This window comes from Serratia sp. G204Y (genome assembly GCF_051172435.1).
Taxonomy (GTDB): Bacteria; Pseudomonadota; Gammaproteobacteria; order Enterobacterales; family Enterobacteriaceae; genus Serratia; species Serratia sarumanii.
In genome coordinates this window covers 2,616,659-2,643,426 of record NZ_JBPIZA010000001.1, presented here as the reverse complement: position 1 = coordinate 2,643,426, position 26,768 = coordinate 2,616,659, and the positions used below count along the sequence as shown (strand labels likewise).

General features: G+C 60.0%; 27 protein-coding genes. 1 reads left to right on the top strand and 26 read right to left on the bottom strand.

The annotated features are described in order from the left end of the window. Positions 1-21: 21 nt before the first annotated feature. The 13 genes from lipA to leuS form a co-directional block, all read right to left on the bottom strand. The gene (gene lipA / locus ACSBQQ_RS13010) at positions 22-987 is read right to left on the bottom strand and encodes a lipoyl synthase (protein ID WP_025301835.1); all 966 of its coding nucleotides are present in this window, start codon (positions 985-987) and stop codon (positions 22-24) included. Further along, complete coding sequence (gene lipB / locus ACSBQQ_RS13005) at positions 980-1,648, bottom strand: lipoyl(octanoyl) transferase LipB (RefSeq protein ID WP_033637424.1); 669 nt, start codon at positions 1,646-1,648, stop codon at positions 980-982. Before lipB ends, lipA begins: the two co-directional genes overlap by 8 nt. A 134-nt stretch (positions 1,649-1,782) precedes the next feature. Then, entirely contained in the window at positions 1,783-2,049 is a 267-nt protein-coding gene (ybeD, locus tag ACSBQQ_RS13000) for a DUF493 family protein YbeD (RefSeq protein WP_033637425.1), read from the bottom strand. A 104-nt stretch (positions 2,050-2,153) separates the two neighbouring features. Beyond that, positions 2,154-3,365 carry a D-alanyl-D-alanine carboxypeptidase DacA gene (gene dacA / locus ACSBQQ_RS12995; RefSeq protein ID WP_033637426.1) on the bottom strand — a complete coding sequence of 404 codons (1,212 nt, stop codon included), beginning with the start codon at positions 3,363-3,365 and terminating at the stop codon, positions 2,154-2,156. A gap of 180 nt (positions 3,366-3,545) precedes the next feature. Beyond that, positions 3,546-4,619, bottom strand: a complete 1,074-nt coding sequence (rlpA, locus tag ACSBQQ_RS12990; protein WP_041033851.1) for an endolytic peptidoglycan transglycosylase RlpA — start codon at positions 4,617-4,619, stop codon at positions 3,546-3,548. Positions 4,620-4,629: 10 nt separating this feature from the next. Further along, complete coding sequence (gene mrdB, locus ACSBQQ_RS12985) at positions 4,630-5,742, bottom strand: peptidoglycan glycosyltransferase MrdB (RefSeq protein WP_004940006.1); 1,113 nt, start codon at positions 5,740-5,742, stop codon at positions 4,630-4,632. 8 nt (positions 5,743-5,750) lie between these two features. Beyond that, positions 5,751-7,646, bottom strand: coding sequence for a peptidoglycan DD-transpeptidase MrdA (gene mrdA, locus ACSBQQ_RS12980; protein WP_033637428.1), 1,896 nt, complete (start codon positions 7,644-7,646; stop codon positions 5,751-5,753). 38 nt (positions 7,647-7,684) lie between these two features. Further along, the gene (gene rlmH / locus ACSBQQ_RS12975) at positions 7,685-8,155 is read right to left on the bottom strand and encodes a 23S rRNA (pseudouridine(1915)-N(3))-methyltransferase RlmH (protein WP_004940002.1); all 471 of its coding nucleotides are present in this window, start codon (positions 8,153-8,155) and stop codon (positions 7,685-7,687) included. 3 nt (positions 8,156-8,158) lie between these two features. Further along, the gene (gene rsfS, locus ACSBQQ_RS12970) at positions 8,159-8,476 is read right to left on the bottom strand and encodes a ribosome silencing factor (protein WP_016928774.1); all 318 of its coding nucleotides are present in this window, start codon (positions 8,474-8,476) and stop codon (positions 8,159-8,161) included. A gap of 194 nt (positions 8,477-8,670) precedes the next feature. After that, positions 8,671-9,333, bottom strand: a complete 663-nt coding sequence (gene nadD, locus ACSBQQ_RS12965; RefSeq protein WP_015376938.1) for a nicotinate-nucleotide adenylyltransferase — start codon at positions 9,331-9,333, stop codon at positions 8,671-8,673. Then, a complete protein-coding gene (gene holA, locus ACSBQQ_RS12960) occupies positions 9,323-10,357 on the bottom strand; it encodes a DNA polymerase III subunit delta (protein WP_060429365.1) in 1,035 nt (344 codons plus the stop codon). The genes nadD and holA overlap by 11 nt, the downstream gene beginning before the upstream one ends. Continuing rightward, the gene (lptE, locus tag ACSBQQ_RS12955) at positions 10,354-10,914 is read right to left on the bottom strand and encodes an LPS assembly lipoprotein LptE (protein ID WP_033647199.1); all 561 of its coding nucleotides are present in this window, start codon (positions 10,912-10,914) and stop codon (positions 10,354-10,356) included. The genes holA and lptE overlap by 4 nt, the downstream gene beginning before the upstream one ends. 14 nt (positions 10,915-10,928) lie before the next feature. Beyond that, the gene (leuS, locus tag ACSBQQ_RS12950; RefSeq protein WP_033637432.1) at positions 10,929-13,511 is read right to left on the bottom strand and encodes a leucine--tRNA ligase; all 2,583 of its coding nucleotides are present in this window, start codon (positions 13,509-13,511) and stop codon (positions 10,929-10,931) included. 285 nt (positions 13,512-13,796) lie between these two features. On the opposite strand from leuS, the gene ACSBQQ_RS12945 reads away from it, so the two are divergent. Beyond that, the gene (locus ACSBQQ_RS12945) at positions 13,797-14,279 is read left to right on the top strand and encodes a zinc ribbon-containing protein (RefSeq protein WP_025301844.1); all 483 of its coding nucleotides are present in this window, start codon (positions 13,797-13,799) and stop codon (positions 14,277-14,279) included. Between the two features lie 40 nt (positions 14,280-14,319). On the opposite strand, the gene ACSBQQ_RS12940 is transcribed toward ACSBQQ_RS12945, so the two are convergent. The 13 genes from ACSBQQ_RS12940 to miaB all read right to left on the bottom strand — a co-directional run bounded on the left by ACSBQQ_RS12940 (position 14,320) and on the right by miaB (position 26,642). Further along, positions 14,320-15,024 (bottom strand): FMN-dependent NADH-azoreductase, encoded by a 705-nt coding sequence (locus ACSBQQ_RS12940; RefSeq protein WP_033647198.1) that lies wholly within the window; start codon positions 15,022-15,024, stop codon positions 14,320-14,322. Between the two features lie 148 nt (positions 15,025-15,172). After that, entirely contained in the window at positions 15,173-16,105 is a 933-nt protein-coding gene (gene rihA, locus ACSBQQ_RS12935) for a pyrimidine-specific ribonucleoside hydrolase RihA (RefSeq protein ID WP_039566941.1), read from the bottom strand. 99 nt (positions 16,106-16,204) lie between these two features. Then, on the bottom strand, positions 16,205-16,666 hold the full coding sequence (locus tag ACSBQQ_RS12930) for a hypothetical protein (protein ID WP_039566939.1): 462 nt from the start codon (positions 16,664-16,666) through the stop codon (positions 16,205-16,207). A 194-nt stretch (positions 16,667-16,860) separates the two neighbouring features. Then, on the bottom strand, positions 16,861-17,586 hold the full coding sequence (locus ACSBQQ_RS12925; RefSeq protein ID WP_033637437.1) for an amino acid ABC transporter ATP-binding protein: 726 nt from the start codon (positions 17,584-17,586) through the stop codon (positions 16,861-16,863). Continuing rightward, a complete protein-coding gene (gltK, locus tag ACSBQQ_RS12920; RefSeq protein WP_033637438.1) occupies positions 17,586-18,260 on the bottom strand; it encodes a glutamate/aspartate ABC transporter permease GltK in 675 nt (224 codons plus the stop codon). Before gltK ends, ACSBQQ_RS12925 begins: the two co-directional genes overlap by 1 nt. After that, complete coding sequence (locus ACSBQQ_RS12915) at positions 18,260-19,000, bottom strand: amino acid ABC transporter permease (RefSeq protein ID WP_033647195.1); 741 nt, start codon at positions 18,998-19,000, stop codon at positions 18,260-18,262. Before ACSBQQ_RS12915 ends, gltK begins: the two co-directional genes overlap by 1 nt. Positions 19,001-19,213: 213 nt before the next feature. Continuing rightward, positions 19,214-20,110 carry an amino acid ABC transporter substrate-binding protein gene (locus tag ACSBQQ_RS12910; protein WP_033637439.1) on the bottom strand — a complete coding sequence of 299 codons (897 nt, stop codon included), beginning with the start codon at positions 20,108-20,110 and terminating at the stop codon, positions 19,214-19,216. Between the two features lie 393 nt (positions 20,111-20,503). Next, on the bottom strand, positions 20,504-22,033 hold the full coding sequence (lnt, locus tag ACSBQQ_RS12905) for an apolipoprotein N-acyltransferase (RefSeq protein ID WP_039566937.1): 1,530 nt from the start codon (positions 22,031-22,033) through the stop codon (positions 20,504-20,506). 7 nt (positions 22,034-22,040) lie between these two features. Next, complete coding sequence (gene corC / locus ACSBQQ_RS12900; RefSeq protein ID WP_004939973.1) at positions 22,041-22,919, bottom strand: CNNM family magnesium/cobalt transport protein CorC; 879 nt, start codon at positions 22,917-22,919, stop codon at positions 22,041-22,043. 84 nt (positions 22,920-23,003) lie between these two features. Further along, positions 23,004-23,477, bottom strand: coding sequence for an rRNA maturation RNase YbeY (ybeY, locus tag ACSBQQ_RS12895; RefSeq protein WP_033637441.1), 474 nt, complete (start codon positions 23,475-23,477; stop codon positions 23,004-23,006). Next, entirely contained in the window at positions 23,474-24,529 is a 1,056-nt protein-coding gene (locus ACSBQQ_RS12890) for a PhoH family protein (RefSeq protein WP_033637443.1), read from the bottom strand. Before ACSBQQ_RS12890 ends, ybeY begins: the two co-directional genes overlap by 4 nt. A gap of 234 nt (positions 24,530-24,763) precedes the next feature. Beyond that, complete coding sequence (locus ACSBQQ_RS12885) at positions 24,764-25,099, bottom strand: zinc ribbon domain-containing protein YjdM (protein WP_049195580.1); 336 nt, start codon at positions 25,097-25,099, stop codon at positions 24,764-24,766. A 118-nt stretch (positions 25,100-25,217) separates the two neighbouring features. After that, positions 25,218-26,642, bottom strand: a complete 1,425-nt coding sequence (miaB, locus tag ACSBQQ_RS12880; protein ID WP_049195581.1) for a tRNA (N6-isopentenyl adenosine(37)-C2)-methylthiotransferase MiaB — start codon at positions 26,640-26,642, stop codon at positions 25,218-25,220. Positions 26,643-26,768: the final 126 nt, after the last annotated feature.

Here is a 26,768-nt window from a genome sequence, read left to right as displayed (position 1 = left end):
AGCGTAACAAACTATTACGCGTTATTTCACTTCCATCCCTTTGGCCTGCAGATCGGCGTGGTAAGACGAACGCACGAACGGGCCGCAGGCGGCGTGGGTGAAGCCCATCGCCATCGCTTCTTCTTTCATCTCGTCGAACTCGGCCGGGCTGACGTAGCGCTGCACCGGCAGGTGGTGACGGCTCGGCTGCAGGTATTGCCCCAGCGTTAGCATGGTCACGCCGTGGCGGCGCAGATCGCGCATCACTTCGACGATTTCCGCGTTGGTTTCGCCCAGGCCGACCATCAGGCCGGATTTGGTCGGGATATCCGGGTGCGCTTCTTTAAAGCGCTCCAGCAGCTTCAGCGACCACTCGTAGTTGGCGCCCGGGCGCACCTGGCGATATACGCGCGGCACGTTTTCCAGGTTGTGGTTGAATACGTCCGGCGGCGTGGCGGTGAGGATTTCCAGCGCGCGATCCATACGGCCGCGGAAGTCCGGCACCAGCGTTTCAATTTTGATGTTCGGGCTCTTGGCGCGGATGGCCGAGATGCAGTCGGCAAAGTGTTGAGCGCCGCCGTCGCGCAGATCGTCGCGGTCAACCGAGGTGATCACCACATAACGCAGCGCCATGTCGGCGATGGTTTGCGCCAGCTTTTCCGGCTCGTTGGCGTCCGGCGCGATCGGGCGGCCGTGGGCCACGTCGCAGAACGGGCAGCGGCGGGTACAGATGGCGCCGAGGATCATGAAGGTGGCAGTGCCGTGGTTGAAGCACTCGGACAGGTTAGGGCACGAAGCTTCCTCACAGACGGAGTGCAGGCCGTTTTTACGCATCGCGGCTTTGATGCCCTGAATGCGCGTTGAGTCGGCAGGCAGTTTGATCTTCATCCACTCGGGTTTACGCAACAGCTCCTGCCGTTCGGTGACCACCGTTTTGACCGGGATCAGCGCCATTTTGTCAGCATCGCGGTATTTGACGCCGCGTTCCATCTGAATTGGTTTACTCATAATCGTGCAGGTTCCAGTTACGAAGCTCGACCGTCTGGTAGCCGAGTAAATGAACAAATTCCTGTACCAGGATTGGGTGTATGTCTTCAATGCCAACGCCGGGCGCCAGCGCGCTGACCTGCGTCATCTGCATGCCGGCGTAACCGCAAGGGTTGATGCGTTGGAAGGGGCTGAGATCCATCGCCACATTCAGGGCCAGGCCGTGGAATGAGCTGCCTTTGCGGATCCGCAAACCCAACGAACAGATTTTCTGCTCCCCCACGTACACGCCCGGCGCATCCGGACGGGCGCGCGATTCGAGGCGGAAGTGGGCGAGGGTGTTGATAACCGTATCTTCTATCGCCGTGACCAATTGGCGTACGCCGACCTTGTTGCGTTTCAGATCGACCATCACGTACATCACCTGCTGGCCCGGCCCGTGGTAGGTCACCTGGCCGCCGCGATCGCTCTGAATCACCGGGATATCGCCGGGCATCAGCACATGCTCGGCTTTGCCGGCCTGGCCCTGGGTGAACACCGGGTGATGCTGCACCAGCCACAGCTCGTCCGGCGTGGTCTCGGTACGACTGTCGGTGAAGTTATGCATGGCTTGGGATACAGGCGCGTAGGGCTGCAACCCCAGCTGACGCAAAATGATCTTGTCTGGTTGCAAAAGAGTCATCGTCAGGTTACAGAAGTGGTAAAGCCATTATACCGGGCGCTCCGGTCTGCGGCCAGCCTTTCGCTGACCAAAAATGCGCAACCCGGGAAGACGCTGCGCCATCCCGGGTTGATAAGCAGGGGTTTATGCTGGAATTACAGCACCATGCGAACAATTTCAATGTTACCCAACTCTTCGTACAGGGTTTCGACCTGCTCGATGTGAGTGGCGTTGATGGTGATGGAGACCGAGTGGTAGTTGCCTTTGCTGCTCGGCTTGACCTGCGGGTTGTAGTCGCCCGGCGCATGGCGCTGCACCACTTCAACTACCTGGTCAACCAGCTCAGGCTGCGCCAGGCCCATCACCTTGTAGGTAAACGGGCAAGGGAATTCGAGCAGTTCGTTCAGTTTAGTTTTTTGCATGTGCGTGCGCTCCAGAGTGCTAGCTAATCTATAAAGTATAACTCCCGCCGGGGCGGGAGTTAGTGTTATTCACTATATGGGGGCAATTTCGCCCGTTTCAACCGTTAACCGAACCAGTGGTGGAACATCAGTTTGATGTAGTCCACGATGCGGCTGAAGAAACCGCCTTCTTTCACTTCGTTCATCACCACCAGCGGACGCTGGTCGATGGTTTTGCCGTCCAGCTGGAAGTTGATGCTGCCGACCACCTGGTTTTTCGCCAGCGGCGCGTGAATTTCCGGCGTGTTCAGCACGTAGCTGGCCTTCAGATCTTTCATGCGGCCGCGCGGGATGGTCAGGTAGACGTCTTTGTCCACGCCCAGTTCAACGCGGTCGGCATCGCCGAACCAGACCGGCTCGGAAGCGAACTCTTTACCGACCTTCAGCGGCGCCACGGTTTCGAAGAAGCGGAAGCCCCAGGTCAGCAGTTTCTTGCTCTCGGCTTCGCGGCCTTTGTAGGTGCGGCCGCCCATCACGGCGGAGATCAGGCGCATCTGGCCTTCGGTCGCCGAAGCCACCAGGTTGTAACCCGCCGCGTCGGTGTGGCCGGTTTTGATGCCGTCGACGTTCAGGCTGTTATCCCACAGCAGACCGTTGCGGTTCATCTGGCGGATATTGTTGAAGGTGAACTCTTTTTCTTTGTAAATCGCGTACTCGTCCGGCACGTCGCGGATCAGCGCCTGGCCGATCAGCGCCATGTCGCGCGCCGAGCTGTACTGGCCCTGAGCATCCAGGCCGTGTACCGTCTGGAAGTGGGTGTTCTGCAGGCCCAGCTTGCTGACGTAGGTGTTCATCAGGTTAACGAACGCGTCCTGGCTGCCGGCGACGTAGTCGGCCATCGCCACGCAGGCGTCGTTACCGGACTGCAGGTTGATGCCGCGGGTCAGTTTGGAGACCGGCACGCGATCGCCCGGCTTCAGGAACATCAGCGAGGAGCCTTTGAACACCGGGTTGCCGGTCGCCCAGGCGTCCTGACCGACGGTCACCAGATCGTCTTGGCCGATTTTACCCGCTTTCAGCGCCTGGCCGATGACGTAGCTGGTCATCATTTTGGTCAGGCTGGCCGGATCGCGACGCGCGTCGGCGTTCATCTCGGCCAGCACCTTGCCGGAGTTGTAATCAATCAGGATGTACGCTTCCGCATCGATCTGCGGGACACCTGGGATCATGGTTTTGATGTTAACGTCATCGGCATGTGCAACGGAGGCTGCGCTCATTGCGATAACGGTGCCGAGTGCGATGCTTTTGATTAAGCGAAAAGAAGTTACTTGTTTCATGATCGGGACTACAACATCCGTGAAAGTAAAGTTAAAAAACGAGCCACACTATAGCAGATGCGATCCCGGCAGGCATTATCCATTCATCTGACTAATCGCGGTTAAAGACCTTTTAGCTGCAAGAAAATGTTTCAGCTAAATAACCGCTTATCAGCCGCGAATGCCCGCCGGGCATAACGCTTAGGGTGCAGCAGTAACGAAAGACTGTTGTTGCGCTTCGCTGGCCAGGCGTTGCTGCAGCTGGGCCGCCTGCTGACGGCTGCTGAATGGGCCGAGCTGGACGCGATAAACGTTGCCGTTGGCTGCCACTTTGCCCGGCACGCCAAACTGTTGGCTCAGGCTTTGCTGCCAGCTCTGGGCGCGCTCGGCGCTGCTCAGCGCACCGACCTGCACCACGTAACCGCCGGAGGAAGAAGCGGCCGCCATGCCGGCCGCCGCAGCGCCGGCCGCAACCGGAGCGGCCACGGCGGCGGCTTCCGGTTCGGAACCTTCCAGCACGCCGGCCGGTACTGCGCTTGGCGCGCCGAGGAAACCGCTGCGGCCGTTGCCGGCGTTTGCCGGAGCGCCATCGTCGGTGCGCAGGGTGCTGTTATCGATCGGGCGCACCGCCGCGCCGCCGGCGACCGGCACGTCCTGTTGGATCGGGGTGCCCATGCCGCTGGCGCCGAGATCCGGGCGTGCCGGCAGGGCGTAACTCTGTTTCGCCACGATGGTGCCGATGGTGCCCGGGCCGCTCAGCGTGCCGTCCGGCGCCACGTTGATGAAATCGACTTTGACCTTGGTGTTGTTGGACAGGTTGAGGCGGTCGGCGGCGGCTTTCGACAGATCGATGATGCGGCCCTTGGTGTATGGCCCGCGATCGTTGACGCGCACCACCAGCTGACGGCCGTTGGCCAGGTTGGTGACGCGCACATAGCTTGGGATTGGCAGCGTTGGGTGCGCCGCGGTCAGGCCGTTGGGATCGAACTGCTCACCCAGCGCCGTGGTGTTGCCGTTGGCCTCTTCGCCATACCAGGACGCCAGGCCGGTCTGCGAGAAGTTCTGCGGATCTTTTACGATGCGGTAAGTATCGCCATTAACCTTATAATCCTGCATGTTGTTAGGGTTATAGGGTTCATATTGAGGCTCGACGCCACCGATTTCCACCACCGGGCCGTTGTACGGCTGCTGTGGCGCCTGCTGTTCCGTGGTCGGGGCGGTACAGGCGGAGAGCAACACCGCCGCGACGCCGATCCAAAGCCATTCCTTACGCATTACTCACCTCTTATAAACTTTTAGACAGCATTTTCCGATGCGTGTGGATCGACATGATGATGCCGAAACCGGCCATCAACACTATCAGCGCCGAACCCCCGTAACTGACCAGAGGCAAAGGTACGCCAACTACCGGCAAAATGCCACTGACCATACCGATGTTAACAAAGACATAAACGAACAAAATCAGCATCAAGCCGCCAACCATCACGCGGCCGAAGGTGGTTTGCGCCTTGGCGGCGATCATCAGCCCGCGAATGATCACCAGCAGGTAGAGCGCCAGCAGCACCAATACCCCGATCAGCCCCAGCTCTTCGGCCAACACGGCGAAGATAAAGTCGGTATGGCGCTCCGGCAGGAACTCCAGCTGCGACTGGGTGCCGTGCAGCCAGCCCTTGCCGGACAGGCCGCCGGAGCCGATGGCGATCTTCGACTGAATGATGTGATAGCCGGCGCCGAGCGGGTCGCTTTCCGGATCGAGCAGCATCATGACGCGGTCGCGTTGATAACCGTGCATCAGGAAGAACCACAGCACCGGGATAAAGGCCGCCAGCGCGACGGCGGCGACGGCGATCAGTTTCCAGCTCATGCCCGACAGGAACAGCACGAACAACCCGGAGGCGGCGATCAGGATCGAGGTGCCCAGATCCGGCTGTGCGGCCACCAGCAGCGTCGGCAGGAAGATCAGCACTAGCGCGATGGCGGTGTTTTTCAGCGAAGGCGGGCAGACGTCGCGGTTCATAAAGCGCGCCACCATCAGCGGCACGGCGATCTTGGCGATTTCCGACGGCTGGAAGCGCACCACGCCCAGATCCAGCCAGCGCTGCGCGCCTTTACTGATCTGCCCGAAGGCGTCTACCAGGATCAGCAAAATCACGCAGAAGATATAGAGATAGGGCGCCCAGCTTTCGTACACGCGCGGCGGGATTTGCGCCATGACGGCCATCACGATCAGCCCCATGACGATCTGCCCGATCTTGCGCTCCATCATGCCGATGTCCTGGCCGCTGGCGCTCCACATCACGAAGGCGCTGTAGACCAGCAGGGCTAGGATCAGCAGCAGGAACGTCGGGTCGATGTGGATTTTGGTCCAGATCGAGCCTTTTTGTTGGCTTTCAGTCATGTTCTACCTTAGTCACCTTCTACGCCAGGCGGCAGCGGGGCCTCGCTTGGCAATTGCGTATTGTTGTCGCCCAGCATGATATGGTCGAGGATCTGGCGGGTGATGGTGCCCACCGCCGGACCGGAGCCGCCGTTTTCCAGAATGATGGCGACCGACACCGTCGGGTTGTTGAACGGCGCGAAGGCGGTCATCAGCTTGTGATCGCGCAGGTGCTCCGCCAGTTTGTGGGCGTTGTAGGTTTCGTAGCCGAATACCTGTGCGGTACCCGATTTCGCCGCGGCTTTATAAGGTGCGTCCGCAAAGTACTTGCGCGCCGTCCCGTTCGGACGGTTGGCCACCCCGTACATGCCGTCTTTGGCGATTTCCCAGAAGCCGGAGTGAATATCGCCGATCTGCGTGCTCTCTTCCTGTTTGAACGGCACCAGCGCGCCGTTGACGCGGGTGCTCTGCAGCAGGTGCGGCGTTTTGACGGTGCCGTCGTTGATCAGGGTGTTCAGCGCCTTGGCCATCTGGATCGGCGTGGCGGTCCAGTAGCCCTGGCCGATGCCCACCGGAATGGTGTCGCCCTGATACCACGGTTTTTTATAGCGTTTCAGCTTCCATTCGCGCGTCGGCATCAGGCCGGAACGCTCTTCGGCCAGATCGATGCCGGTGTACTGGCCATAACCGAATTTGGTCAGCCAGCTCGACAGCCGATCGATCCCCATGTCATAGGCGACCTGATAGAAGTAGGTATCCGCGGACTCTTCCAGCGCCTTGGTGACGTTCAGCCGGCCGTGGCCCCATTTTTTCCAGTCGCGGAAGCGTTTTTCCGAGCCGGGCAGTTGCCACCAGCCGGGATCGAACACCACGGTGTTCTTGGTGATCACGCCGGCGCTGAGTGCCGACACTGCGATATAAGGTTTCACCGTCGACGCGGGCGGGTAAACCCCCTGCGTGGCGCGGTTGATCAGCGGGCGATTCGGATCGTTCAGCAACCCCTGATAATCCTTGCTGGAAATGCCGTCCACGAACAGGTTCGGATCGTAGCTCGGGTTGGACACCATCGCCAGGATGGCGCCGGTGCGCGGATCGCTCACCACCACCGCGGCGCGGCTGCCCACCAGCAGCTGCTCGATGTAGCGCTGCAGCTCAAGATCGAGCGTCAGGTAGACGTCCTGACCGGCGGAAGGCGGCTGCTCGTGCAATTGGCGGATCACCCGGCCGCGGTTGTTGACTTCAACCTCTTCGTAACCGGTTTTGCCGTGCAGCGTGTCTTCGTAATAGCGTTCGATGCCCAGTTTGCCGATATCGTGGGTGGCGGCGTAGTTGGCCAGTTTGCCGTCTTTGTCCAGGCGTTCGACGTCGCGGTCGTTGATCTTCGACACGTAGCCGGTGACGTGGGTGAGGGCGGAGCCGTAAGGATAGTAGCGGCGCTGGTAACCTTTCACTTCCACGCCGGGGAAGCGGAACTGATTGACCGCAAAGCGGGCGACCTGCACCTCGGTCAGCGCGGTTTTCACCGGAATGGAGACGAAGCGGCGCGAACGCTTGCGCTCTTTTTCGAAATTGGTGATGTCGTCGTCGGTCAGATCGACCACCGTGCGCAGCGCCTGCAGCGTGGCTTTGAGATCGTCAACCTTCTCCGGCATCAGCTCCAGCTGATAAATGGTGCGGTTGAGCGCCAGCGGGGTGCCGTTGCGATCGTAGATAATGCCGCGGCTGGGCGCGATGGGCACCAGCTTAATGCGGTTTTCGTTGGAGCGGGTGCGGTAATCCTCGACGCGGAGCACTTGCAGATTATACAGGTTGGCGATCAGGATGCCGGACAGCACCAGGATGCCCAGAAACGCCACCAGGGCGCGGCGTACAAACAGGGCGGATTCAGCCGTATAGTCGCGAAAAGGGTTACGTTCTATTTTCATCCCGCTGCTTTATTTCACTCTGTCACGGTCACCACCGGCTATTCCCGGTGGTAAGGATGATTTGTAGTAATACTCCAGGCGCGGTAGAGGCTTTCGGCCACCAGGACGCGCACCAAAGGATGCGGCAGCGTCAGCGGAGACAGTGACCAGCTTTGCTCGGCAGCGGCTTTGCAGGCGGGCGCCAGCCCTTCCGGGCCGCCGATCAGTAAGCTGACGTTGCGGCCATCCTGCTTCCAGCGTTCAAGCTGCTGCGCCAGCTGCGGCGTTTCCCACGGCGTGCCTGGGATATCCAGCGTAACGATGCGGTTGCCTTTGCCCACCGCCGCCAGCATCTGTTCGCCTTCCTTGTCCAGAATGCGCTTGATGTCGGCGTTTTTGCCGCGTTTGCCCGCCGGGATCTCGGTCAGCTCAAACGGCATATCTTTGGGAAAGCGGTGCAGGTAATCCATAAAGCCGGTTTGCACCCAGTCTGGCATTTTGGTGCCGACCGCCACCAATTGCAGTTTCACCGCTTAGCTCCAGAGTTTTTCCAGCTCGTACAGGCGACGGCTCTCTTCCTGCATCACGTGTACGATCACTTCGCCCAGATCGACCACGATCCAGTCGGAGGCTTCCTGGCCTTTCATGCCGTACAGCTCCATGCCCGCGGCACGGGATTCCTGCACCACGTGGCTGGCGATCGACATCACGTGGCGAGTCGAGGTGCCGGTGCAGATGATCATGCAATCGGTGATGCTGGATTTGCCCTGGACGTCCAGAGCGATAATGTCTTGGCCTTTCAGATCATCGATTTTATCGATGACGAAATCTTGGAGCGCTTTACCTTGCAAAGGTTCCCCCTTGGGTGTGTTCTGTTCAGTCGGCTGCGGCGGGCAAAATGCGCGCGCCGCGGCGTAACCGGATAATGGTTTCGGCAGGCTGCCGCTGAAAGCCAGCTAACTGGTGACTGCCCGGCCAGCTAAGGTTTCCGGGGTTTTCAGCGGATACCTGAAAAATAGCGGCGCAGTATATCACGCACCTTTCGCTAGCGATATAAACCCTGCAACTCGATATAGCGCTGCACCGGGCGTGGCAGCAGGTCGTCGCAGTTGAGGCCCTGATGGCGGCGCTGACGGATCTCGGTGGCGGAAATTTCCAGCTCCGGCGTATCGGCCAAATAGATATGGCCGTGCGGGCGACGGCTGAGCAGCGCCGGGTCGGCGGTGCGATGGCGTTCCAGCCACTGCTGCAGTTCCGGCGTGTCCATGCGATCGTTATAGCCCGGGCGCGCCAGCACCAGCAGATGACACACGTCCAGCAGCGCCTGCCAGCGGTGCCACTTATGCAGCGTCAGCAGCGAGTCCTGACCAATGATAAACGCCAGCGGCTGGGCGGCGCCACGCTCTTTACGAATCGTTTCCAACGTCTCGATGGTGTAGGAGGGGGTGGTGCGGTGCAGTTCGCGATCGTCGACGGCAAACAGCGGATTGCCGGCGATCGCCAGCTCGACCATCTTCAGGCGCTGCTGCGCATTGGCCTCCGGCTGCGGGCGGTGCGGCGGCACGTGGTTAGGCAGCAGCGTGACGCGATTCAGGCCCACTTCGGCGGCCAACGCTTCCACCGGCCGCAGGTGGCCGTAGTGGATCGGGTCAAAGGTGCCGCCGAACAGCGCGTGCAAAACGGTGGGGTGTTCCGGGTTAGTGGGCATCGGTAAAACTCGTGGCCAGGGGTTTGCCGCACAGCAGCATCGACAGGGTTTCCAGTTCCGGCCAGACCGACTGGCCATAGTCCTGCTTGAGGGTCAGCTCGATTTGCGTCAGCAGCTGTACCGCCTGCTGCAGCTGGAGGCCGGACAGGCGTTGCAGCGCCTGGGTCACCAGCGGGCGGCGGTTCTGCCAGACCTTGTGCTGATCGAACAGCGTGCGCAGCGGCGCGGAAGCCATGCGGCGCTGCAGCGTCAGCAACAGCAGCAGTTCGCGCTGCAGGGTGCGCAGCAGGATCACCGGCTCCACGTCTTCTTGCTGCAGCTGCTGCAAAATATGCCAGGCGCGCTTGCTCTTGCCGGCCAGCAGGGCATCCAGCCAGTGGAACGGCGTGAAGTGGGCGGCGTCGTTCACCGCCTGTTCGACGCGCGGCAGCGTGAGCTTGCCGTCCGGATGCAGCAGCGACAGCCGCTCCAGCGCCTGCGACAGCGCCAGCAGGTTGCCTTCGTAGCAGTAGCACAGCAGCTGATTGGCGGCGTCGTCCAACTCCAGCTTCATCGCCTTGGCGCGCGTGGCGACCCAGCGCGGCAGCTGCGCCTGTTCCGGCGTCTGGCAACTGACGAGGGCGCCGTGCGGGCTGAGCGCCTTGAACCAGGCGCTATTTTCCTGCGCTTTGGTGAGGCGCGGGCCGCGCAGGATCAGCAGGATATCCTCGTGCAGCAGCGTGGCGAGCTTGGTCAGCTGTTCGCCGATCGGCGCCGTCGGGCCGTTTTCGGGGAAGATCAGCAGCAGCGTCTGGCGGCTGGCGAACAGGCTCATCGCCTGGCAGATGCCGAAGATGGCGTCCCAGTCGGTATGGGCGTCGAGGGAAATGCTGTAGTGCTCGCTGAACTGCTGCTGTTGCGCGGCCTGCCGGAGCAAATCCTGGCTCTCCTGCAGCAGCAGCGGTTCATTGCCGCTCAATAAATAACAAGCGCGCAGCCCCTCTCGGAGCTGCGCGGCAAGTTGTTCCGGATAAATGCGGATCATTGTGCGGTTTGGCTTGCCGCTCGTTCACCGGCGGCAGCGGCTTTCTGCCGGTTATCTTCTTCCGCCGCATGCACGGCCAGCAGTTTGCGCACCAGCTGTTGCGCCGCCTGCTCACGCATTTCCTGGCGAATGATCTCCTGTTCGGAGTCCTTGGCCAGCGCGGTCAACGGGTTGTCGAAGAAGGAACGGAACACTTTCACCGACAGCGGATACAGGTCATGGCCCGGGATCAGCACCTGCGCCTGCACGGTCAGCACCAGCTGGTACTCGGCGGTTTTACCGTCCTGGAAGATCGAAGCGGTATCCTGGCTTTCCGTCGCGCCGACGATGCGCAGGGAAGGCACGTCTTTACGCTTCGGATCGCTGACGATAGTCACGTCGTTCAGACGCAGCTGTTCGCGCACCGAGCGCGTCAACGGGCCGTAAGGGTCAGCGCTGTCCAGGATCAGCGTTTTCATTTCATTAGGCACCTGCGTGGTGCCGCGCAGGTGAAAACCGCAGCCGGCGGTGACCAGCACCGCCAACCCCAGCAACAGCGTCAGAATGCGTTGTCGCACAATTCCTCCTTGTGTTAACCCACAACCAGGTTAAGCAGTTTGCCCGGAACGTAGATCACTTTGCGAATCGTGACGCCGTCCAGATATTTAGCCACCAGATGCTCTTCGGCAGCGCGCGCGCGCACCTGCTCTTCGGTCGCATCGGCGGATACGGTGATTTTAGCGCGAACCTTGCCGTTCACCTGCACCACCACCAGTTTGGAGTCTTCGACCATCGCCTGCTCGTCGGCAACCGGCCATGGCGCAGTGTCCACGTCGCCTTCGCCGCCTAGCGCCTGCCACAGCGTGAAGCATACGTGCGGGGTGAACGGATACAGCATGCGAACCACGGCCAGCAGCGCTTCCTGCAGCAGCGCGCGATCCTGCTCGCTCTCCTGCGGTGCGCGGGCCAGCTTGTTCATCAGCTCCATCACGGCGGCGATCGCGGTGTTGAAGGTCTGACGGCGGCCGATGTCATCGGTCACCTTGGCGATGGTTTTGTGCAGATCGCGGCGCAGCGCTTTCTGATCTTCGTTCAGCGCCGCTACGTCGAGCGGCTGCACCGCGCCTTTTTCCACGTGATCGTAGGCCAGTTTCCACACGCGTTTCAGGAAGCGGTTAGCCCCTTCCACGCCGGATTCCTGCCACTCCAGCGTCATTTCTGCCGGTGAAGCGAACATCATGAACAGACGCACGGTGTCCGCGCCGTATTTTTCCACCATCTCCTGCGGGTCGATGCCGTTGTTTTTCGACTTCGACATTTTGCTCATGCCAGCATAGACCAGTTCACGGCCTTGCGGATCGGTGGCCTTGATGATGCGGCCCTTGTCGTCGCGCTCGACGGTGGCGTCAACCGGGGACACCCAGACGCGCTCGCCGCTGTTGCCGGTGTAGTAGAAGGCGTCGGCCAGCACCATGCCCTGACACAGCAGGCGCTTGGCCGGCTCGTCGGAATCCACCAGGCCCGCATCGCGCATCAGCTTGTGGAAGAAGCGGAAGTACATCAGGTGCATGATGGCGTGTTCGATGCCGCCGATATATTGATCGACCGGCAGCCAGTAGTTGGCGGCGGCCGGATCCAGCATGCCTTGGTCATACTGCGGGCAGGTGTAGCGCGCGTAGTACCAGGAAGACTCCATAAAGGTGTCGAAAGTATCGGTTTCACGCAGCGCCGGCTGGCCGTCGACGGTGGTCTTCGCCCACTCAGGATCGGCCTTGATCGGGCTGGTGATGCCGTCCATGACCACGTCTTCCGGCAGGATCACCGGCAACTGGTCTTCCGGCGTCGGCATCACGGTGCCGTCTTCCAGCGTCACCATCGGGATTGGCGCGCCCCAGTAACGCTGACGGGAAACGCCCCAGTCGCGCAGACGGTAGTTGACCTTGCGCTGGCCTACGCCCTTGGCGACCAGTTTGTCGGCGATGGCGTTGAAGCCCGCTTCATTGTCCAGGCCGTCGAACTCGCCGGAGTTGAACAGCGCGCCTTTGTCGGTCATCGCTTCGGCGCTCACGTCAGGCTGGCTGCCGTCGAGGTTCAGGATCACCGGTTTGATCGGCAAATCGTATTTGGTGGCGAATTCCCAGTCGCGCTGGTCGTGCGCCGGTACCGCCATCACGGCGCCGGTGCCGTATTCCATCAGCACGAAGTTGGCGACCCACACCGGCAGCTTCTCGCCGCTCAGCGGGTGGACAACGAACAGGCCGGTCGGCATGCCTTTCTTCTCCATCGTCGCCATTTCGGCTTCGGCAACTTTGGTGTTGCGGCATTCGTCGATGAAGTCGGTCAGCGCCGGGTTGTTGCGCGCGCCCTGTTGCGCCAGCGGGTGGCCCGCGGCGACCGCCACGTAGGTGGCGCCCATGAAGGTGTCGGGACGGGTGGTGTAAACCGTCAGCTTCTCTTCGCTGTCCGCCACGTCGAAGGTGATTTCCACGCCTTCGGAGCGGCCAATCCAGTTACGCTGCATGGTTTTCACCTGCTCCGGCCAGCTTTCAAGCGTGTCCAGATCGTTCAGCAGCTGATCGGCGTAGGCGGTGATTTTGATGAACCACTGCGGGATCTCTTTACGCTCGACCTTGGTGTCGCAGCGCCAGCAGCAGCCGTCGATAACCTGTTCGTTGGCCAGCACGGTCAGATCGTGCGGGCACCAGTTCACCGCCGAGGTCTTCTTGTAGACCAGGCCTTTTTCATACAGCTTGGTGAAGAACCACTGTTCCCAGCGGTAGTATTCCGGCTGGCAGGTGGCGATTTCGCGATCCCAGTCGTAGCCGAAACCCAGCAGTTTCAGCTGGTTCTTCATGTATTCGATGTTGTCGTAGGTCCACGGGGCCGGTGCGGTGTTGTTTTTCACCGCCGCGCCTTCCGCCGGCAGGCCGAACGCATCCCAGCCGATCGGCTGCAGCACGTTTTTGCCCAGCATGCGCTGATAGCGCGAGATCACGTCGCCGATAGTGTAGTTACGAACGTGGCCCATGTGCAGTCGGCCGGACGGGTAAGGCAGCATGGATAGGCAGTAGTACTTTTCCTTGCTGTCGTCTTCGGTAACTTTGAAAGTCTGCTTCTCTTGCCAGTGAAGCTGTACGTTCGATTCTATGTCTTCTGGACGGTATTGCTCTTGCATGGCGGCCGGTGGTCCTGTAGGTGTAAACCGTTGCCCCGGTCAGAGGCAACGCAATGAACATTTAGTATTCGTAGATCCGCATAGCATAGCTGATAAGACCTCCCGGCAACAACTCCAAGCGCCTGATTCGGCGCATTTAAAAAAAGCGTCGTCATGACGCGGCTCACAACCTGCGGATCCCGCGTCTTGCCAAGTGACATCAGTCATTTACGGCTAAAATAAGAACAAGTAGCTTAGGGGTATCCCTACAGCCAAGTCCGGCGCAGCGTTTATCGAGGAGAGTCTATGAACAAGGTTGCTCAGTATTACCGCGAATTGGTGGCATCGCTGACCGAACGCCTGAAAAACGGTGAACGCGATATCGACGAACTGGTGGCCAGCGCGGAGCGGCGGTTGAACGAGGCCGAGGATCTGACCCGCGATGAGGTGCGGCAGGTGACGCAGGCAGTGCGGCGCGATTTGGAAGAGTTCGCCCGCAGCTATCAGGAGAGCCGGGACGAGTTTACCGACAGCGTGTTTATGCGGGTGATCAAAGAGAGCCTGTGGCAGGAACTGGCGGATATCACCGACAAAACCCAGCTGGAGTGGCGCGAGGTGTTCAAGGATGTCAGCCACCACGGCGTTTACCACAGCGGTGAAGTGGTGGGGCTGGGCAATCTGGTGTGCGAGCAGTGTCACTACCACCTGGCGTTCTACACGCCGGAGGTGCTGCCGCTGTGCCCGAAATGCGGCCACGACCAGTTCCAGCGGCGGCCGTTTGAACCTTGATGGCGTTCCCCGGCAGGGCGGGGAACGCTAAGGCCGGCGTTTAGCGGAACAGTTTCTTCAGCAGGTTGCTGAGGAAACCGCCGCTGACGGTAGCCGGGGCGGCTTGCGCCTGCGCCGGTGCGCTGGCCGGTACGGCGACGCCGGCCGGGATTTTCTGCGCGACCGCGATGCGGCTGTCCTGGGCGGCTTTCTCCGCCGCTTCCGGGCCGTAGGCGAAGCCTTCCGCCAGCACGAATTCAACGTCGGTGATGCCGATAAAGCCCAGGAACAGCTTCACGTACGGCGTGATCAGATCCGTCGGCGTGTCGGCGTGGATGCCGCCGCGGCTGGAGATGACGATCGCTTTCTTGCCTGTCACCAGCCCTTCGGCGCCGGCGGAAGTATAGCGGAACGTCTGACCGGCGCGGGCGATCAGATCAAAGTAGATCTTCAGCTGCGTCGGGATGTTGAAGTTGTACATCGGGGCGCTGATGATCAGCGTGTCGTGCGACTTCAGCTCGGCAATCAGCTCATCGGACAGTGCCAGGGTGCTTTGCTGGTGCGGCGTCAGCGGTTTATCGCCGGCGGTAAAACCGGCCATCACTTCACCATCCAGCTCCGGCAGCGTCGGGTTGGCCAAATCGCGCACGGTGAACCTGTCTTCAGGGTGAGTTTCACGCCATTGTTCAACAAAAAAATCGACTAATTTTCCAGACTGGGAATATTCACCCAGAATACTTGATTTAAGGACCAGTACGCGGCTCATTGGCTTATCTCCAGGCGAAGTCTAATCGGTGACGATGTCAGTCGGTGTAAACGCATGGTAGAGGCAAGCCAGGAACAGTGATAGCGCAAAAATTCGCTGAGTTAAATCAAAAAAATTGAACTAGGGGCGCGAATGCGCCCCGATGGGATCAATAACGCGCTACGCGCTCGGCCAGCAGATCGATAAAGCCTTCGCGGTTGATGCCGGTCAGCACTTCCACGTTGGCCGCGTTGCCGGTTTGCTGGAAATAGTCCACCACCGTCATCCCGGCGGTGTATTCCCCCTTGGTTTCCACCCCCACCCAGCGCTCTACGCCGGTAAACAGCTGCGGCGCCAGCAGCCAGGCGATGGTGCAGGGATCGTGCATCGCCGCGCCGGGCAGGCCGCGCGGGTGGCTGAGATACAGCGGCAGGTAAAAATCGAGCATCTCCGCGACCGCCTGCGCGACCGGATTGGCTATCTGACGAATGCGTTCGATATCCTGCGGCAACACCAGCGCCTGATGGGTGACGTTCAGGCCGGCCATGGTCAGCGGCACGCCGGATTTCAGCACCATTTCGGCGGCTTCGGGATCGACGAAGATGTTGAACTCCGCGACCGGCGTGGTATTGCCGGCGTTCATGCCGCCGCCCATAAATACGATGCGCTCGATGCGGCTTTTCAGCTCGGCATGCTGGGCCAACAGCAGGGCGATGTTGGTCATCGGGCCGGTCACCACCAGGGTTATCGGCTGCGGGCTGGCGCGCAGCAGGTCGGCGATCAGCTCGATGGCGCCGCGGGGATCGGGTTTGAGGGTCGGCGCCGGCAGGTGGGTGTTGCCCATGCCGGTTTTGCCGTGGACATAGTCGGCGATCACCAGCTCGCGCATCAGCGGGCCGCCGGCGCCGGCGGCGACCGGTATGTCCTCGCGCCCCATCAGGGTCAACAGGCCCAGCGCGTTATGCAGGGTTTTCTCCGGCGTCTGGTTGCCGGCGGAGGTGGTGATGGCTTTGACGTCCAGCTCCGGCGAACGCAGCGCCATGGCCAGCGCGATGGCGTCGTCGAGGCCGGGATCGCAATCGATGATAATAGGGCGGGGCATGTTCTTTCTCCTCTGTTTGTTATCCAGCGAGCATCGGATCAAAACCGGGGAGAAACAAGCGCTTTTAGTGCCGGGCGTTAGCGCGACGGGATAAGGCGTTCAGACACCGCAGAGTTCATGAGCGCTGCGTTTCCATTCTTCCACCTCGTTTGGGTGCAAGAAGGAGTAATAGACGGTAGTGCCGTCGGACAAGATATTTTGCAGTGCCTGCATGCAGTTGGCCTCGCAGGGGCGCAGCTCGATATACACGTTGGTGATCGGCACCTGCTCCTTATCGGCGTCAAAGCGTTCGATGCGCCTTATCGCCGCAACCAGCGCGGCCATTTCGGCATGAAGCTTGACCCAGTTATGGGTGTAGATATCCGGCGGCATCTCCATTTTCATCTGGCTATTGCCAAAGGCATAGCGAGTGCTGCCGCGCAGCTGGTATTCGATGGTGGCGCAACAGGACTCCGGCCCGAAACCCGGTTTTTCAATCAGTTTCTTCTTGTCTTCCAACGTGCGTCGAACAATCGGATAACCGGATTTGATGTTGTACTCCGCTTGTACCAGTTGAATCATGCCAGCCTCTCTGATGGGTGAGTTAATCATCAAAGGTAGGACAGCCTGCAGGATCGCGCGTTGTTTACGGTCATCGCAACGGGGGGTTTAAGATAAATCCTAACTTTGTTGAGGCGGCAATGAGGGGCATTCAGGCGCATGGGCGCCGAAAAACTAGCGCCCCTTGGGGCGCTTGGGTTTAGGGGACTGCGCGATCAGTGCAGGATCTTGGCCAGGAAGTCCTTGGCGCGATCGGATTCAGGGTTGTTGAAGAAATCGTCTTTGTTGCGGTCTTCGACGATTTTGCCTTCGTCCATAAAGATCACGCGATTCGCCACCTTGCGGGCGAAGCCCATTTCGTGGGTCACCACCATCATGGTCATGCCTTCGTTCGCCAGTTCGACCATCACGTCCAGCACTTCGTTGATCATTTCCGGATCGAGCGCCGAGGTCGGCTCATCGAACAGCATGGCGATCGGATCCATGCACAGCGCGCGGGCGATGGCGACGCGCTGCTGCTGGCCGCCGGACAGCTGACCGGGGAATTTGTTGGCATGGGCGGTGAGGCCGACGCGCTCCAGCAGCTTCAGGCCCTTCTCGCGCGAGGCGGTCTTATCGCGCTTGAGCACTTTTACCTGCGCCAGCGTCAGGTTGTCGATGATGGACAGGTGCGGGAACAGTTCAAAGTGTTGGAACACCATGCCGACCTTGGCGCGCAGCTGCGCCAGGTTGGTTTTCTTGTCGTTAACCGGCGTGCCGTTCACCAGGATGCTTCCCTGCTGGATCGGCTCCAGGCCGTTGACGGTTTTGATCAGGGTGGACTTGCCGGAACCTGAAGGACCGCAGACGACGACCACTTCGCCTTTTTTCACTTCGGTGGTGCAATCGGTCAACACTTGAAAGTGACCGTACCACTTGGAAACATTTTTCAGGGATATCATCAAACAGTCCTTTTCTTCAAATAGCTTACCAGCGCCGAGGCGGCGAGGCTGATAACAAAATAGACAAAGCCGGCGAACAGGATCATTTCAACCTGGGTGCCGTCGCGTTCGCCGATGGTCGACGCGGTGCGGAAGAAGTCGGCCAGGCTCAGTACGTAAACCAGCGAGGTATCCTGGAACAGCACGATGCCCTGGGTCAGCAGCAGCGGCACCATGGCGCGGAACGCCTGCGGCAGGATCACCAGCCGCATGGATTGCCAGTGGGTCATGCCCAGCGCCAGCGCGGCGGAAGATTGGCCGCGCGAGATGCTGATAATGCCGGCGCGGATGATTTCCGAATAATAAGCCGCTTCAAACAGGGAAAAGGCTACCATAGCCGAGATCAGGCGAATATCGGTTTTCGGCGACAGCCCTAGAACCTGTTGTAATAAGCTTGGAACCACCAGATAGAACCACAGCAGCACCATCACCAGCGGCACCGAACGGAACAGGTTGACGTACAGGGTGGCGAACCAGCTGATCGGTTTGAACGGCGACAGGCGCATCACCGCCAGCACGGTGCCCCACAGGATGCCGACCACGACGGCGGTCACGGTGATCTTCAGCGTGATCACCATGCCCTGCAGCAGATAAGGGAAGCTTGGGACGATCGACGCCCAGTCAAATTCGTACATTATTTACTCCCCAGGTTGCCAGGCAACTGCACTTTCTTTTCGACCAGACGCATAAACAGCATGATAACGGCGTTGATGCCGATATAAGCCAGCGTGATGGCGGTAAAGGATTCATAGGCGTGTGCGGAGTAATCCAACAGCTTGCCGGCCTGCGCGGCCATGTCCACCAGCCCGATGGTGGAGGCGATGGCGGAGTTTTTGACCAGGTTGAGCATCTCCGAGGTCATCGGCGGCACGATCACCCGATAGGCGTTCGGCAACAGCACGTAGCGGTAGGTTTGCGGCAGCGTCAGGCCCATCGCCAGCCCGGCGGCTTTCTGGCCGCGCGGCAGGGATTGAATGGCGGCGCGCACCTGCTCGCAAACGCGGGCGGCGGTAAACAGCCCCAGACAAAGCATGGAAGAGACGAAGAACTGCACGTTGGGATCCAGCTCGGTCTTGAACCAGGTGCCGATATTGACCGGCAGCAGCTCGGGGATCACCAGATACCAGGTAAAGAATTGCACGATCAGCGGCACGTTGCGGAACAGCTCGACGTAACAGGTGCCGAGAGTGGAAAGAAAGCGGTTGGGCACGGTACGCAAGATACCGAACAGCGAACCGACGAAGAAAGCGATAATCCATGCACAGACGGAGAGGGCCACCGTGACCTGAAAGCCGGACCAGATCCAGCCGAGGTAAGTGGTGTTCCCAAACGGGGCCTGCTGCAGGAAGATACCCCAGTTCCAATCTATTGACATAACAAACTCCGATAAACGGGCGCAGGGCGCCGAAGATTGATGACTTGATGAGCGCCGATCGCCGCGCGGCCAGTCTGGCTGGCTTGTTGTGTACGGATGTCGGTGGCGCGCCTTGGGGAAAATGAGGGAGGGGAACGGCCCCCCTCATTCCTGTCTGTCCCAGTCATCAACTGGGCCGGTTTGGCCTGGCGGCCGCCCCGGCTTTTGTTCTATTTAGTTCAACGCTTTGTCGTTAGGCTCTTTGAACAGTTGCTTCATGTCGTCCGACAGTTCGAAGTTCATGTTGAGCTGTTTTGGTGGGATAGGCTGTTTGAACCATTTGTCAAACCACTTGGCCGCCTCACCGGAAGTTTGCGCCTGGGCGATGGTGTCATCGACCAGTTTTTTGAACTCAGGGTCGTCTTTACGCAGCATGCAGCCGTAGGCCTCTTTCGACTGCGGCGTGCCGATGATTTCCCACTGATCCGGTTTCTTGGCCTTGGCGCGCTCGCCCGCCAGCAGGGCGTCATCCATCATGAAGGCCACGGCGCGGCCGCTTTCCAGAGTGCGGAAGGAATCGCCGTGATCTTTGGCGCTGATGATGCGCATGTTCATCTTGCCGCTGTCGTTCAGCTTGTTCAGCAGCACTTCGGAGGTGGTGCCGGAGGTGACCACCACCGGTTTGCCTGCCAGGTCTTTAAAGTCTTTGATGTCGGAGCCTTTTTTCACCAGCAAGCGGGTGCCGACCACGAAAATGGTGTCGGAGAAGGCGGCCTGTTTTTGGCGCTCGAGGTTATTGGTGGTGGAGCCGCACTCGAAATCATAGGTGCCGTTTTGCAGCAGCGGGATGCGGTTCTGCGAGGTAATCGGCAGCATTTTCACCTGCAGATTCGGTGCATTCAGCTTTTTCTTAACGGCTTCAACGATTTGGTTGGAGTAGTCCTGAGAGTAGCCCACAACTTTTTGTTGGTTGTCGTAGTAGGAGAACGGCACTGACGATTCGCGGTGGCCGACAACGATCACGCCATTGTCTTTGATTTTCTTCAGCGTACCGGTCAGGTCTTCCGCATGCGCTACGCTACCTGCCATACCGAGCAGCAGTAACGATAACGCCAATTTACGCATTTGCATGGTCCAACTCCTTTGCTGTTGTGGTGGCTCTGACTAAAGAGCGTCAGGTTAAACCGACTATTTATTGCTCAAGTTATAAAGATAGTCTTAGAACGGATAGCCGTTAAAAAATAACCGATTGTGAATATCTTGAAACTAAAATGTTTCATTTTTTGAGACGCCGCGCGCACCAAATCAATGCAACAAAACGCTGACGCACTCGTGCGGTGCGCTCGATGCACCCAAAATGTGCGCAGGTGCGACAAAACGTCAGCAAAAGTAAACCGGCGCGCGAGGTCGCCATAGATAAAAGCAAGGAGTGTGCCAGCCGCGTTGATTTAACGGCATTTTCTGACTGAGGTGGGGATATTGACGGGAAAGTGGGGCGCGGCGGGCGCGCCCCGACGGAGAGGATTATTTGCGGCGCAGGCCCAACATCAGCGCCCAGCCGCCCAGCAGCAGGGTAATCACCCACAGCGGCGTGGCGCCGAAGCGCGCATAAGGCGTGACGCCGGTGGTCGGCGTGACCTTCACTTCGAGCACCTGACGGGTGAACTGCGGGATCTCGGCGATCACCTCGCCGTTCGCGTCCACCGCGGCGGTGACGCCGTTATTGGTGCTGCGCAGCAGCGGCCGGCCGAGCTCCAGCGCCCGCATGCGCGCCATCTGGAAGTGTTGCCACGGGCCGATGGAGTGGCCGAACCAGGCATCGTTGGAGATGGTCAGCAGGAAGTTGGTGTCCGGGCGGAAGTTATCGCGCACCTGCTGGCCCAGCACGATTTCGTAGCAGATGGCCGCCGTCAGGTTGTACCCGCGCACGCTGAGCTGCGGCTGCACATAGTCGCCGCGGCTGAAGGAAGACATCGGCAGATCGAAGAACGGCGCCAGCGGCCGCAGCAGCGTCTCCAGCGGCACGAATTCGCCGAACGGCACCAGGTGGTGCTTGTTGTAGCGATTCTTGTCCGGGTAGCTGTATGGCGTCGGCTCGCCGAGCACGATGGCGCTGTTGTAGATCTGCTGGCCCTGTGGCGTGGCGCGCACGTCGACGATGCCGGTGATCAGGCTGCTGTTCTTCGCCCGCATCAGGTCGTCCATCATGGTCAGGAAGCCGTTCTGGTTGGCTTCATAATCCGGGATGGCGGACTCCGGCCAGATGACGATCGGCGCCTTGCCCACGTACGGACGGGTTTCGTCCAGATAGGTTTGCAGCGTGCTGACCAGCGCTTTCGGATCCCATTTCATCGACTGGGCGATGTTGCCTTGCACCAAGGCGACGTTCACCGCTTTCTCCGGCTGCGGGGTAAACCACTGCAGTTGGCGCAGCGGCCACGGCAACAGCAGCAGCGCGGCGGCGATGACCGCAGCCGACAGGCGGCGCTGATTGACGGCATACACCAGCAGACCGGCGATGGCCATCAGCACAAAGGTGATGGCGTCGACGCCCAGCAGCGGCGCGATGCCCTTCAGCGGGCCGTTGATCTGGCTGTAGCCGAACTGCAGCCAGGGGAAGCCGGTCAGCACCCAGCCGCGCAGGAATTCGGTCACCTGCCACAGCGCCGGCGCGGCGATGGCCAGCCGCCACCAGCGAGTGGCCGGGCACAGGCGCGTCAACAGCCCGGCGAACAGCCCGGTATACAGCGACAGGTAAGCGGCGAGCAGCACCACCAGGAAGACGTTGACGGCGAAAGGCATGCCGCCGAAATCGGCGATGCTGACATACACCCAGTTGATGCCGCTGCCGAACAGCCCGAAGCCCCAGACAAAGCCGAGCAGGGCGGACTGTTTGGCGGTGCGATTGAGGGTGACGGCCAGCAGGCCGAATAGGGAGACGATGGCCGCGGGCCAGAAGTCGTAGGGTGAGAACGCCAGCGTCCCGCCGGCACCTGACAACAGCGCCAGCAGGGCGCGAACCCGCTGGCGTTCAAGTAATGAGGCTTTAGCCATGTTGGATTTAATCTTCCAGTTTCGGTGGTGGAGAATCGTCCGGAATTTTTACATGAACCTGGATAATACGTCGACTGTCGGCCATGGCAACTTTAAATAGGTAACCTTCGATTTCAATGGTTTCCCCGCGCGCCGGCAGGTGGCCGAAGGCCTGCATCACCAGACCGCCGATGGTATCGACCTCGTCGTCGCTGAAATGGGTGCCGAAGGCTTCGTTGAAGTCTTCGATTGGGGCCAATGCGCGCACGGTGTACATGTGGCGGCTGAGCTGGCGGATATCCAGATCGTCTTCGTCGTCGTATTCGTCTTCGATCTCGCCGACGATCAGTTCCAGAATGTCTTCGATGGTGACCAGGCCGGACACGCCGCCGAATTCGTCAATGACAATCGCCATGTGATAGCGCTGGGAGCGGAACTCTTTCAGCATCCGGTCGACGCGCTTGCTTTCCGGCACCACCACCGCGGTGCGCAGCACCTTGTCGATGCTGAACGGCTCGGAGTCTGCGCGCATGAACGGCAGCAGATCCTTAGCCATCAGGATACCTTCGATGTGATCTTTGTCTTCGCTGATCACCGGGAAGCGCGAGTGGGCGGAGTCGATAATCACGTCCAGGCACTCTTCCAGCGTCTGGTTGCGCTTGAGCGTCACCATCTGGGAGCGGGGGATCATGATGTCGCGCACGCGCTGCTCGGCGATATCCATCACGCCTTCCAGCATGTCGCGAGTATCGGGATCGATCAGGTCGTTTTGTTCGGAATCACGGATCAGCTCGACCAGATCGCCACGGTTTTTAGGCTCGCCGTGGAACAGCTGGTTAAGGATAAGAGTAAAGAACCCCTTCTTGGGACTGGGGCTGTCATTGCTTTGTGAATGGTCGTCGCTCATGGCGTTTTCGTTACTGTCACTCATGTCAGAGTTAAGGGGCGTCAGCGACAGCCCCGCAGGGGGCTGTAGGGTAAACGGCTGACGTCAGACGGGGTCTTTTTCCGCCAGGTACGGATCAGGATAGCCCAGTCCGTGCATGATTTCGGTTTCCAAAGACTCCATTTCTTCGGCTTCATCGTCTTCGATGTGGTCATACCCTAGCAGATGAAGACTGCCGTGGACAACCATATGCGCCCAGTGGGCCTCCAGCGCCTTGCCTTGCTCAATCGCTTCCTGTTCAACCACCTGGCGGCAGATGATCAGATCGCCGAGCAGCGGCAGCTCGATGCCCGGCGGGGCCTCGAACGGGAAAGAGAGCACGTTGGTCGGCTTGTCTTTGCCGCGGTAGGTCAGGTTCAGCTCGTGGCTTTCCGCTTCGTCAACCAGACGCACGGTCACCTCGGCCTCTTCCTGAAATTGCGGCAGCACGCCTTCCAGCCAGCGCTGGAAGGTGGCCTCATCCGGCAGGCCGTCGCCGCTTTCACAGGCAATCTGCAGATCCAAAATCACCTGGCTCATGGTGTCTCCTGCTCGGAGGCGGCGAGCGCCTCGCGCTTACGTTGTTCGGCAATCGCGTCTTTGCGTTTCTGTTCGGCCGCTTCCCAGGCCTCATAGGCAATGACCACGCGGGCCACCACCGGGTGGCGCACCACGTCTTCGCTGTGGAAGAAGTTGAAGCTCAGTTCTTCCACGTCCGACAGCACTTCCACCGCGTGGCGCAGGCCGGATTTCTGGTTGCGCGGCAGGTCGATCTGGGTGACGTCGCCGGTGATGACCGCCTTCGAGTTGAAGCCGATGCGCGTCAGGAACATCTTCATCTGTTCGATGGTGGTGTTCTGGCTCTCATCCAGAATGATAAAGGCGTCGTTCAGCGTGCGGCCGCGCATATAGGCCAGCGGCGCGACTTCGATCACGTTGCGCTCGATGAGCTTCTCCACGCGCTCGAAGCCCAACATTTCGAACAGGGCGTCGTACAGCGGGCGCAGATAGGGATCGACCTTCTGGCTCAGATCACCCGGCAGGAAGCCCAGCTTTTCACCGGCTTCGACCGCGGGACGGGTCAGCAGAATGCGGCGAATTTCCTGGCGCTCCAGCGCATCTACCGCGGCGGCGACCGCCAGGTAGGTCTTGCCGGTGCCCGCCGGGCCGATCCCGAAGGTGATGTCGTGATCGAGAATGTTGGCGATGTACTGCGCCTGGTTGGGCGTGCGCGGTTTCACCATGCCGCGCTTGGTTTTGATGGTGACCGCCTTGCCGTAATCCGGCACGCTGTCGGCCACCTGTTCCAGCACCCGGCTCTCTTTGATGGCCAGATGGATTTGCTCCGGATCGATATCCGGGATCACGCCGCGAATCGGCGCGGTATCCACGTACAGATGGCGCAGGATATCGGCGGCGGCGGCCACGCACAGGTTTTTGCCGACCAGCTTGAAACGGTTGTCGCGGCGATTGATTTCGATGCCCAATCGGCGCTCGAGTTGTTTGATGTTGTCATCAAACGGGCCGCACAGGCTGAGCAAACGCTTGTTGTCTGCGGGCTCTAACAAAATTTCTTGTGTTGCGACGTTCAAACTATTCCTCTAGGTCACATCGGGCCTGGTTGATGTCACATAGCGCGTCCGGGACGCGCGCGTTCAGGGCGAGCCTGAATACTCTCTTTCTTGAATTATTCATGGTGCGCCGCAACGGCGCAAGTTTACCGCTGATCTATCTGTGCGCCGTCGGCGAAATTCAAGGGAAGAAAAGGAAAAAACGCGGCGGGGCGCAAAGCCCGCCGCGTCATCACAGAACAAGGCCGCTGGGAATCAGTTCTTTTTCACGAACTCGGATTTCAGCTTCATCGGGCCGAAGCCATCGATTTTGCAGTCGATGTTGTGATCGCCTTCGACCAGGCGAATGTTTTTCACCTTGGTGCCGATCTTGAGCATCGAGGAGCTGCCTTTGACCTTCAGGTCTTTGATCACGGTGACCGCGTCGCCGTCCGCCAGCAGGTTGCCGTTGGCGTCTTTGACGATCAGCGTGTCCTGATCTTCCGCCGGGGCGCTGTCGCTCCACTCGTGGGCGCACTCAGGGCAGATGAACAGGGCATTGTCCTGGTAGGTGTATTCGGAGTTGCACTTCGGGCAGTGTGGGAGTTGCATGTTATGTCGCCTCTTCAACAATAAAAAAATAAAAAAGCAAATCACCGGGCGCGGACGCCCGGCGGAGAAACGGTAAGGAGTAGCGCGAATGGGCGGCGATAAGGCGGCCGCCGCGGCGTCAGGGCTGGTAAATGCCGACGCCCAGCGCGTTTTCTTTGCGGGTACGGGCGATCACCGACTGCGGGGATTCATGTACGCGCAGATCCATCTGCTGTTCGGTGCGCACCACTGCGCCACGCAGGGTGTTGGTCAGCACCTCGGTAATTTCCACGTCGACGAACTGGCCGATCATGTCGGGCGTGCCCTCGAAGTTTACCACACGGTTGCACTCCGTGCGCCCGGCCAGCTCCATCACGCTTTTGCGCGAGGTGCCCTCCACCAGAATGCGCTGGACGGTGCCGAGCATGCGGCGGCTGAACTGCAGCGCCTGCTGGTTGATGCGGTCCTGCAGAATATACAGCCGCTGTTTTTTCTCTTCTTCGCTGACGTCGTCGACCATGTCCGCCGCCGGGGTGCCCGGGCGCGACGAATAGATGAAGCTGAAGCTGACGTCGAAATTGACGTCGGCGATCAGGTTCATGGTCTGTTCGAAATCGGCCTGGCTTTCGCCCGGGAAACCGACGATGAAATCGGAGCTGAGCTGAATGGCCGGCCGCGCCTTGCGCAGCTTGCGGATAATCGCCTTATACTCCAGCGCGGTGTGCGCACGTTTCATCATGGTCAGGATGCGATCCGAACCGCTCTGCACCGGCAGATGCAGGAAGCTGACCAGCTCCGGCGTGTCTTCATACACCGCGATGATGTCATCGGTGAACTCGATAGGGTGGCTGGTGGTGAAGCGAATGCGATCGATGCCGTCGATGGCCGCCACCAGGCGCAGCAGTTCGGCGAACGAGCAGATATCGCCGTCATGCGTGGCGCCGCGGTAAGCGTTGACGTTTTGGCCGAGCAGGTTGACCTCGCGTACGCCCTGCGCCGCCAGTTGGGCGATTTCGAACAGCACGTCGTCGCTCGGGCGGCTCACTTCCTCGCCGCGGGTGTAAGGCACCACGCAGAAGGTGCAGTATTTGTTGCAGCCTTCCATGATCGACACGAATGCGGTCGGGCCTTCGGCGCGCGGTTCCGGCAGACGGTCGAACTTTTCGATCTCCGGGAAGCTGATGTCGACCACCGGGCTGCGGGTGCCCTGAACGTGATTGATCATTTCCGGCAGGCGGTGCAGGGTCTGCGGGCCGAATACCACGTCAACGCAGGGCGCGCGGCTGCGGATCAGTTCACCTTCTTGCGAGGCCACGCAACCACCGACGCCGATGATCACCGACGGGTTCTTTTCTTTCAGCAAGCGCCAGCGCCCCAGCATGGCGAAAACTTTCTCCTGCGCCTTTTCACGGATCGAGCAGGTGTTCAGCAGCAGCACGTCCGCCTCTTCGGCGTTTTCGGTCCACTCGAAGCCGTGCGTGCTGTTCAACAGGTCGGCCATTTTCGATGAATCGTACTCATTCATCTGGCAGCCCCAGGTTTTGATATGTAGTTTTTTCGTCATTGACTTGCCATTACTCAGTGCGGAGCGAAAGTTGCGTTACGCGACATGCAGGGCGCGTATTGTAATCATTTGCCGCCGTTGTGACCAGCGCGGGGGAAAATGGCACGCAACCTGAAGCCGGAGCGA

Bases quoted from the DNA above. Each gene is read 5' to 3' on its own strand.
- lipA (WP_025301835.1), bottom strand. From the start codon at position 987: ATGAGTAAACCAATTCAGATGGAACGCGGCGTCAAATACCGCGATGCT.
- lipB (WP_033637424.1), bottom strand. From the start codon at position 1,648: ATGACTCTTTTGCAACCAGACAAGATCATTTTGCGTCAGCTGGGGTTG.
- ybeD (WP_033637425.1), bottom strand. From the start codon at position 2,049: ATGCAAAAAACTAAACTGAACGAACTGCTCGAATTCCCTTGCCCGTTT.
- dacA (WP_033637426.1), bottom strand. From the start codon at position 3,365: ATGAAACAAGTAACTTCTTTTCGCTTAATCAAAAGCATCGCACTCGGC.
- rlpA (WP_041033851.1), bottom strand. From the start codon at position 4,619: ATGCGTAAGGAATGGCTTTGGATCGGCGTCGCGGCGGTGTTGCTCTCC.
- mrdB (WP_004940006.1), bottom strand. From the start codon at position 5,742: ATGACTGAAAGCCAACAAAAAGGCTCGATCTGGACCAAAATCCACATC.
- mrdA (WP_033637428.1), bottom strand. From the start codon at position 7,646: ATGAAAATAGAACGTAACCCTTTTCGCGACTATACGGCTGAATCCGCC.
- nadD (WP_015376938.1), bottom strand. From the start codon at position 9,333: ATGCCCACTAACCCGGAACACCCCACCGTTTTGCACGCGCTGTTCGGC.
- holA (WP_060429365.1), bottom strand. From the start codon at position 10,357: ATGATCCGCATTTATCCGGAACAACTTGCCGCGCAGCTCCGAGAGGGG.
- leuS (WP_033637432.1), bottom strand. From the start codon at position 13,511: ATGCAAGAGCAATACCGTCCAGAAGACATAGAATCGAACGTACAGCTT.
- ACSBQQ_RS12945 (WP_025301844.1), top strand. From the start codon at position 13,797: ATGAACAAGGTTGCTCAGTATTACCGCGAATTGGTGGCATCGCTGACC.
- ACSBQQ_RS12940 (WP_033647198.1), bottom strand. From the start codon at position 15,024: ATGAGCCGCGTACTGGTCCTTAAATCAAGTATTCTGGGTGAATATTCC.
- rihA (WP_039566941.1), bottom strand. From the start codon at position 16,105: ATGCCCCGCCCTATTATCATCGATTGCGATCCCGGCCTCGACGACGCC.
- ACSBQQ_RS12930 (WP_039566939.1), bottom strand. From the start codon at position 16,666: ATGATTCAACTGGTACAAGCGGAGTACAACATCAAATCCGGTTATCCG.
- ACSBQQ_RS12925 (WP_033637437.1), bottom strand. From the start codon at position 17,586: ATGATATCCCTGAAAAATGTTTCCAAGTGGTACGGTCACTTTCAAGTG.
- gltK (WP_033637438.1), bottom strand. From the start codon at position 18,260: ATGTACGAATTTGACTGGGCGTCGATCGTCCCAAGCTTCCCTTATCTG.
- ACSBQQ_RS12915 (WP_033647195.1), bottom strand. From the start codon at position 19,000: ATGTCAATAGATTGGAACTGGGGTATCTTCCTGCAGCAGGCCCCGTTT.
- ACSBQQ_RS12910 (WP_033637439.1), bottom strand. From the start codon at position 20,110: ATGCAAATGCGTAAATTGGCGTTATCGTTACTGCTGCTCGGTATGGCA.
- lnt (WP_039566937.1), bottom strand. From the start codon at position 22,033: ATGGCTAAAGCCTCATTACTTGAACGCCAGCGGGTTCGCGCCCTGCTG.
- corC (WP_004939973.1), bottom strand. From the start codon at position 22,919: ATGAGCGACGACCATTCACAAAGCAATGACAGCCCCAGTCCCAAGAAG.
- ybeY (WP_033637441.1), bottom strand. From the start codon at position 23,477: ATGAGCCAGGTGATTTTGGATCTGCAGATTGCCTGTGAAAGCGGCGAC.
- ACSBQQ_RS12885 (WP_049195580.1), bottom strand. From the start codon at position 25,099: ATGCAACTCCCACACTGCCCGAAGTGCAACTCCGAATACACCTACCAG.
- miaB (WP_049195581.1), bottom strand. From the start codon at position 26,642: ATGACGAAAAAACTACATATCAAAACCTGGGGCTGCCAGATGAATGAG.